The sequence below is a fragment of the Erwinia oleae genome (genome assembly GCF_000770305.1).
In the GTDB taxonomy this organism is placed as follows: Bacteria; Pseudomonadota; Gammaproteobacteria; order Enterobacterales; family Enterobacteriaceae; genus Erwinia; species Erwinia oleae.
Genome location: NZ_JNVB01000135.1, coordinates 1 through 6,926, shown reverse-complemented (window position 1 = coordinate 6,926; position 6,926 = coordinate 1). Strand labels below are relative to the sequence as shown.

The 6,926-nt window shown below is 43.3% G+C and carries 7 protein-coding genes and 1 pseudogene; 5 read left to right on the top strand and 3 right to left on the bottom strand.

The genetic code is table 11. The features are described 5' to 3' along the window. Positions 1-365: 365 nt before the first annotated feature. Both GS12_RS25095 and GS12_RS25360 read left to right on the top strand, forming a co-directional pair. Positions 366-521, top strand: a complete 156-nt coding sequence (locus tag GS12_RS25095) for a DUF4113 domain-containing protein (RefSeq protein WP_224378814.1) — start codon at positions 366-368, stop codon at positions 519-521. Between the two features lie 145 nt (positions 522-666). After that, positions 667-984, top strand: a complete 318-nt coding sequence (locus tag GS12_RS25360) for a hypothetical protein (protein WP_407637875.1) — start codon at positions 667-669, stop codon at positions 982-984. A 293-nt stretch (positions 985-1,277) separates the two neighbouring features. On the opposite strand, the gene GS12_RS23125 is transcribed toward GS12_RS25360, so the two are convergent. Beyond that, positions 1,278-1,934 carry a CPBP family intramembrane glutamic endopeptidase gene (locus GS12_RS23125; protein ID WP_084089843.1) on the bottom strand — a complete coding sequence of 219 codons (657 nt, stop codon included), beginning with the start codon at positions 1,932-1,934 and terminating at the stop codon, positions 1,278-1,280. A 984-nt stretch (positions 1,935-2,918) separates the two neighbouring features. Here GS12_RS23125 and GS12_RS22270 point away from each other — a divergent pair. Continuing rightward, complete coding sequence (locus tag GS12_RS22270; protein ID WP_034951071.1) at positions 2,919-3,818, top strand: integrase domain-containing protein; 900 nt, start codon at positions 2,919-2,921, stop codon at positions 3,816-3,818. Positions 3,819-3,884: 66 nt separating this feature from the next. On the opposite strand, the pseudogene GS12_RS25090 reads toward GS12_RS22270, so the two are convergent. Together GS12_RS25090 and GS12_RS22260 are read right to left on the bottom strand one after the other, a co-directional pair. Beyond that, positions 3,885-4,079, bottom strand: a pseudogene (locus GS12_RS25090) (recombinase family protein); the annotation flags it as partial. 163 nt (positions 4,080-4,242) lie between these two features. Beyond that, on the bottom strand, positions 4,243-5,940 hold the full coding sequence (locus GS12_RS22260; protein WP_034951068.1) for a UvrD-helicase domain-containing protein: 1,698 nt from the start codon (positions 5,938-5,940) through the stop codon (positions 4,243-4,245). Between GS12_RS22260 and GS12_RS22255 the strand changes: the two genes are divergently transcribed. Together GS12_RS22255 and GS12_RS22250 are read left to right on the top strand one after the other, a co-directional pair. Further along, positions 5,849-6,736: a hypothetical protein gene (locus GS12_RS22255; protein ID WP_235421328.1), complete on the top strand. Its 888-nt coding sequence runs from the start codon at positions 5,849-5,851 to the stop codon at positions 6,734-6,736. The two genes, GS12_RS22260 and GS12_RS22255, sit on opposite strands and share 92 nt — an antisense overlap. 33 nt (positions 6,737-6,769) lie before the next feature. Next, on the top strand, positions 6,770-6,926 hold a 157-nt coding region (locus GS12_RS22250), incomplete at its 3' end, for a transposase (protein ID WP_034948291.1).

Sequence of the window (6,926 nt, the reverse complement as noted above, 5' to 3'; positions counted from 1 at the left end):
TTCTCATAGAGATAGGAACTGTCGGCATAAGTATCCTTCACCGGAATGGCAAAAGATACAGTTCAACACACCTGTGAAGTTCCAATAACATCGATGGAGATCACCGAATAACAAAGTGAGTCAAAAGTGATCTCCATCGATGTTATTCAGCGATCTGCTCAAATGTTATTACCCGATCTCGATGGATGTTATTGGGTGATCTCCATTAATGAAAATACGCAGCTGTAAGAGCTCTTGAAACAATATTCATCCCGGGGCATCGTTATCAACGCGCAGATGTAATTCTCACCGATTTTCGCAGCGCGGCAGTATCACAACTTACCCTGTTCGATGACCTTCAGCCTCAACGTAATAGCGATGAATTAATGACACTCATAGACAGCATTAACAGCTCTGGTAAGGGTTCAGTCTGGTTTGCAGGGCAGGGCATTAAAAGTGATGCCACAGGCTGGAAGATGCGAAGAGAAAGACTTTCGCCCGCTTTTACAACCAGATTGGATGATATTGTCAGAGTAAGGTAATCATCTTTTTTATATTTGCTCGAAACCGCACTATTGACATTACAAACTCTATACAGCAGGGTTTACAGTCTGTTACATGGTGAATAAGTCAAGCGTACTTTTCATTGACCGTTTTTTTAGTAAATATGTTTGGAGGATATGGATCGTGAGGAGTCTTACCGCCATTTTAATAATTCCTGCTCTTGTCACAGCCTGTAGCATGCAGGAAATAGCAGATACAAATAAGAAAATCAGTGATGGTGCTTCAGGTATAATGAACTCTTTGAGGGGAAACTCTAACCCATCAACTGATGTTACGACACCAATGCATTTACCTCAGTCATTAAAAAAAGAATCTAAGTCTAAAAATTATACTGTAGCTGTTGATGTAGATACTGCTGCTGCCAGAATAAAAAGACATTACAAGTTTATGTCAAGTCAGGAGCTGGATAGTTTACGGAATAGCTCTAATGACGGGGCATAGAAAGCGGCCGCTGAAGATGATGCACATCCTGTTTGGGAGGCAATACCTGGTAGCTATTATAAAATGGGATCTGACTGGAATGATAACGATCATTTAGATGTGGAAATTGAAAAAAACGGGAGTGGGAGTAAACTCTATATAACATATTCATCGGCATCTGCAGAAAGGCTATCGGGATCTGGCGTACAGAAGTTGATGAAGGAAATTCATTCCGTGGCTATAGGTGAGTGATATTTTATCGGGAAAAGGTAGTTATCATTATGTGTTAATGATAACTACCTTTTGTAGTTGGTTTATTTTAACTCAATATATAGGCCAAGCGCGATACAAAAAGCATGCAGTAGAATTGGTAAAAGAAGCCCTCTGCTTTGATATCTTGCCCCACAGAAAATTAATGAAAGTGAAAACATTTGGATTTTGGTGGGCAATGAATACTGTGTGTGTATAACTGCAAACAAAACAGAAACTGTCAGCCCACCAATGATATAGCCCGCCTTTTCACCAAGGGCGTTTAAAAAAGAACTCAGGATAATTCCTCTGAAAACCAGTTCCTCCAGTAGAGGGAAAATAATAATTGTGGCTGCGATTTTTACAGCTGCCATTTCATGTGACAAACCTTTAGTAAATTCTGTAACGAAGGGTTCTTTCGGCGTAAGGTAGTATGAAGCAGTGTAAGCAATAATTATGAGCAAGAAAAAAACAAATGACTGCTTGTTAGGTTTCCCCCAGGTTAATCCTTGGTAAAGTGAGGTGTTATTTAATAAGTGAGTTATGGAGAAAAAAATTAAAAGCATCATCAGAGGCTTAATTATCTGCAAATGTAATATTGAGAAATCAAGCCTAGTCATTAAGAATATATTTAGATCAATAGAGGTTAATAATAAATAAAAGAATAAAAAGTTAGATAATCCGAAAATCAGAATCATAAGGCGTTGTTTTAAAATATCCATATCAACCACTTTCATCGGAGAAAACTACATATTACTCACCCAAAAAACGATGTCTACATCCATTTGACGTCGTATTTCCCTGTTGGTACTATCAAACTGTTGTACTGTCGCACTGGCGACCACCAATGCTCTTGTAGCCTGTGATGAGCGCCTTCGGGTGGCTACAGTCGCACTTAAGCTGCGACCACCAATGTTCCGGCAGTCTGTGAGGAGCGCCTTCGGGTGACTGCACAATAAAACTCTCTAAGCCTGAAAGGGAGTACATGAAAAATGTGGCAAATCTGCTCACCTTTGAAAGCAGATATCGTCTATGAAAGCGCACTATGACGCGGCGATGAAGGTTTACTGTGTAGCAAATCTGCCAGTTTCAATTCACTTCCGTTCTGTGAACGGCATCAGTTCAACGTCTTCTCATTTGCAGTGATACGCCCTGAGTTTCGTACGACTTTTGCATCGACGGATAAGGCCATTTGGTACATTTGGCCGCTTACGGAGTTGCATTAGGAGCACGAAGCTGCGCGGCGTCACTTGTGAAGTGGCGAAGACACTACCAAGTGACGCGCGCAGCGCATAACGTCTCAACCCACGTATGACGTGGTTTTCAACGTTTTACTACCATCTGACCAACATGTAGCCCGTGTCAGTACGGTTTTAAACTCACTTTCACATCAACGTAAACACGACGGGAGACCGTCTGAACGTTCAACTATCAGTAAGGAGGAAATCGACTCGGTATCGATGGCGACACTACGAACAGTAGTGTTGGAGGCAGCTTGACGTAAGTCAGCTCTGCATAAACAGCAAACAGATCAGAGATCTGGGGTGCCTCGCAAGAACTCAACAATTCGCCGCCCCGATGCACAGATACCAGTTGAGACGCAGGAAGCGCAAAAGCAACCGTGTCGTCGGGGATGAATTACTGGGGTACAGATCCGTCCGCTTATTTACAAGCCGAGGGACGTGTATCCCTGTGGAGATATAGGAATGTCCAGATTCAGTAAACAGCTGTGCAAACAACTTGTCACACTTGCTCGTCAGGGACGGGGAAGTTATAAAACTGTGGCTGGCCGCTCAAGAATTGCAGAACGTTTTTCTGAACGTCTGTCTGAACTGAATATTCAGATTAGGGACGTAAAACATATCAAAACTTCCCATATTGAAAAGTATATTGAGAGCAGGAAGGCAGATAGTTTGTCTCTCAGGACGTTACAGAATGAGATGTCTGCTATCCGCTCTGTTTTATTATCAGCAGGAAGAAATAAACTGGCCGATCCCAATCATACCAGCCTGAGTAATCAGGCCCTGGGAATTTCTGGTGCTAAGCGGGATGGCACTAAACTCCCTATTACGGATGAAAAACTTAATGCGGTTGTGAATTTTGCGCTTAAAAAAGATGAAGGTGTTGCGCTCGCGGTACAACTTTCAAGATACCTTGGGTTGAGAACAGAAGAAACCGTGCAGTCCGCAAAGTCGTTAAAAACATGGAAGCAGTCATTGATTAACAATAATGAGCGTGTCCGTGTTGTTTTCGGGACTAAAGGCGGGCGGCCGAGAGAAACAACAGTTTTCAATCGTGAAAAAGTTTTATCAATTCTTGATAAGGCAATTCATTATGTCAGTGAACATAACGGAAAACTGATTGATAAACCTTCTTTGCATACTGCAATAGAGCGTTACCGAAATATTGTACGAGAGGCAGGAATGAATGGTAAAAATGCCCCGCATAGTTTGCGTTACGCTTATTCACGTGATGCTGTAAATCATCATATTAAAAATGGAATGAGTCGCGATGAAGCCGAGGCATTAGTTTCAATGGACCTGGGCCACGGAGATGGCCGGGGGCGGTATATCAAACAGGTTTATTTTCGTGAGGAAACAGAATAGACGTTTTTACACTTCAATTTTAGAATGTAACGCCACAGCACAATCAGGGCTGTGGCTTATTCAAAGTCAATCTTTATCCTTACATGCTCGAATAACGGTCATGCGTGATACGCCAGCGAGCCTTGCCGTTTCGTTTATTGACTTTCCGTTTTTATTGCGGAGAGTTCTTATTAATTCATGTTTTTCATTGTCTGCCAGCCTTCCCCTGTATTTTCCCTTCTCCTTGGCGCTTGTAATTCCCTCCATCTGCCTTCTGCGGCGAATTAGTGTTGAAGATAAATTAATAACATTACCGTCTATTAGTTAATGATTAGACAGCCAATAGATTTTAATAATGCCGCCATCAAAGAGGGATGGCGGAAAAGCTTGGCTGTGAGTACAGCTTTGTGTTTATTCCAGTTCAGGTAGGGTCAATTACGCCAAGTTAGATCCGTTCCTGAAAACCAGCATTAATGAGAGTCGCCTTTAAATCTTTTAAGCATGATTGTGGCACAGCCAGCCAAAATAAGTTCTTTGCCCTAGTTATTGCGACATACCCAATCCGTCCTTCTTCATAACCGGTGCCTGAAAGCAATGAATCTATATGGGATTTCTTCGCTAGATACATAACAGAACCGATAGATTCCCCCTTAACTTGGTGCACCGTCTCTACCCTAAATCCATGTGCCTGAGTGACTGCTGCGCTAGACAATGGCAAGTCTGGCAAAGATTTTTTTGTCAGTTTGGTGCCAAGTGTACCAGCAATTTTATATCCATATTGTTTTTCAATCTCGGCCAGAAGCGCTTTGACATTCGTTAATAACTGCGTATGCCAGTCTGTTTTGGCTGTAAGTGTAGACGAGGGGAGACCCGCATCTATGTTACGACTAAAACTCCATACCAGTCGCTTCATCCCGCTCATTCCGTCTTCATGTGATAGCCTCTGAAGACCTGAACTTAGCCCATGGGGTGCATTGTCCAGTAAGCCAATGATAGCCCGGCAGACCAATTTAAAGCAGGCATGGTAATTACTATGTTGATCTCGTAACAACGATGCTTCTGCTAAGACTTTAACCATACCTTGCCCAGGCGGTGGGGCTCTACCTGCAATTGCTCCGGCTCTCTCAGCACCGCGACAAAGAATCACTGAATCTTGAAGCGGCATGCCTAACTCATTAATATGAGCCTTGAATGCTTCAGTTAATTTAGAAAGTTCTGAATCCTTGTATCCAATGAAATATGCTCCACCTTGCTCTTCCAACCGGTCTGCTTCGTCATGTCGCCCACATAGAATGTTGGCGATATTTATGATTGGAGGCAGGGAACGATAATTGCGAGTAAGTTTGTAGCCGGTGACCTCTGCGCGATCCTCGTAGCTCTTCAGGAACTCACCGTCAGCACCAGCGAAGCCATAAATCCCCTGATTAACATCCCCGATAAGCGTAACCTGAACCCCTGCAGTAATGAGTAGCTTTAAGATTTCCTTATGCAGTGTTCCCAAATCCTGAGACTCATCGACAAGTATTTGCGGGTAGCGGGCTGCCAGCGCCCTCAATACTCCAGGTTGAGAAACCAGGGTTCTATAAACCCAGTACCGACCAATTTCATGAGTGTAAGCACCTAAACGCCCAAGGTCATGAATGATTTTTAAAACCTTACCTTTATCAAGAAGTTCTGAGTCATTTCTTGTATCCGAATAAAAGACGAATTCCCCATCCAGTATGTTTAATTTTATGTCTTTTAATGGCAAAGGGGGAAGGTCTTCACGCCAATATTGAAACCTGGCAAGAAAAGGCTCCGAACCTGACACTAAGTACGCAGACTGAGGTGCGGCCATAGTCCTGTAGGCATGGGGACGTAAAATATGTTTAGTAAAAAATCCGTCAAGTGTATCGACTTCCACCCTTCGACGATTAGCATCGTCCGGTAGGCCAGCAGCGAGCTCTCCATATCCTGTATTGAAGGTATTGACAGCAACATTGGAAAAAGACAACAGCACAACGCGGCCACGACTGTTTTGCATTTTTTGCCGAATGGTGATAAGGTGCCGAATGGCTGTAGCTGTCTTCCCGCTTCCTGCGCACGCAGTTACAGAGATTGGCCCTAACGGTGCTTCTATAATATCTATCTGTTCCTTTGGCAATGTTCCCGCAGATCTAAAAGAAAGAGTTTCAGGAATTGCCGCTGAACGCTATGCTCGGACCTTACGAAATAAATTGCGTAAAAACTATACCAGTCTGAAGCATGTCCAAGGCAAACCATTTGCTATTGCAATAGCGGATTTTCACGCCCCAGGTTCAATGATGTGGAGTCGTGAGGCTCTCATGACCTACCTTTATGGATTTTATGGAAGAGAGAAAGAAGAAGATGGAAAAATTGTGGCTGTGCCCGAAACTATCGAATTCCTTTTGAGCGATCCGAATATTCGTGCTGGCTTATTTTTTTCGCCTGAAAACATAGAACTCTCGGCGGTCATTTTTTCGAATGCAGCTACTTTGTCCAAACTGAGCAGAGTGCCTGTTTCCTCCGGAGTTTTAATTGATGGCTATCGCTATGTGAGAATTGGGAAGTTTGCTGATGATTCTCCCGGTGCTGTATGTGCTATTCCTTTCATTATGGATGTAACCAGCGACGAGTATCGTTCTTTGTGGAAGCCTTATAATCATGAACCATGGACTGCGGAGATTGAAATATTTCATAACCCGAACGCGAAATTCCCCCTAAGTTCTGCACTATTTCCAGAGGCGACACACTGGCTTCCAGAGAATGGCGAGATTATTTGCAAACGTTATTATAAGCATAGCATACTTAGTAGCCAAACCAAGATACAACCTTCGCACATGCCTCTACCCTCTATAGAGAGCCTTCTTACTAATAAAATCAATGACGCAGACGATAAAATGGTAATCTCCCCGAAAAACCGGTGTGTTCATAAGTAGAATTTTCTCGTAACCTGAACCGGGGAGATCTCTATGAAAAAATCACGTTTCACTGACAGCCAGATCATGTCCATCCTGAAGCAAGCCGAGGCAGGAACGCCGGTGGCCGAACTGTGCCGCGAGCATGGCATGAGCAACGCCAGTTTCTATAAGTGGCGTTCACGCTTTGGCGGGATGGATGCTTCCATGA

What these genes read in the sequence shown, in the direction of transcription:
- GS12_RS25095 (WP_224378814.1), top strand. Translation starts at nt 366, where the DNA reads ATGACACTCATAGACAGCATTAACAGCTCTGGTAAGGGTTCAGTCTGG.
- GS12_RS23125 (WP_084089843.1), bottom strand. Translation starts at nt 1,934, where the DNA reads ATGGATATTTTAAAACAACGCCTTATGATTCTGATTTTCGGATTATCT.
- GS12_RS22270 (WP_034951071.1), top strand. Translation starts at nt 2,919, where the DNA reads ATGTCCAGATTCAGTAAACAGCTGTGCAAACAACTTGTCACACTTGCT.
- GS12_RS22255 (WP_235421328.1), top strand. Translation starts at nt 5,849, where the DNA reads ATGGCTGTAGCTGTCTTCCCGCTTCCTGCGCACGCAGTTACAGAGATT.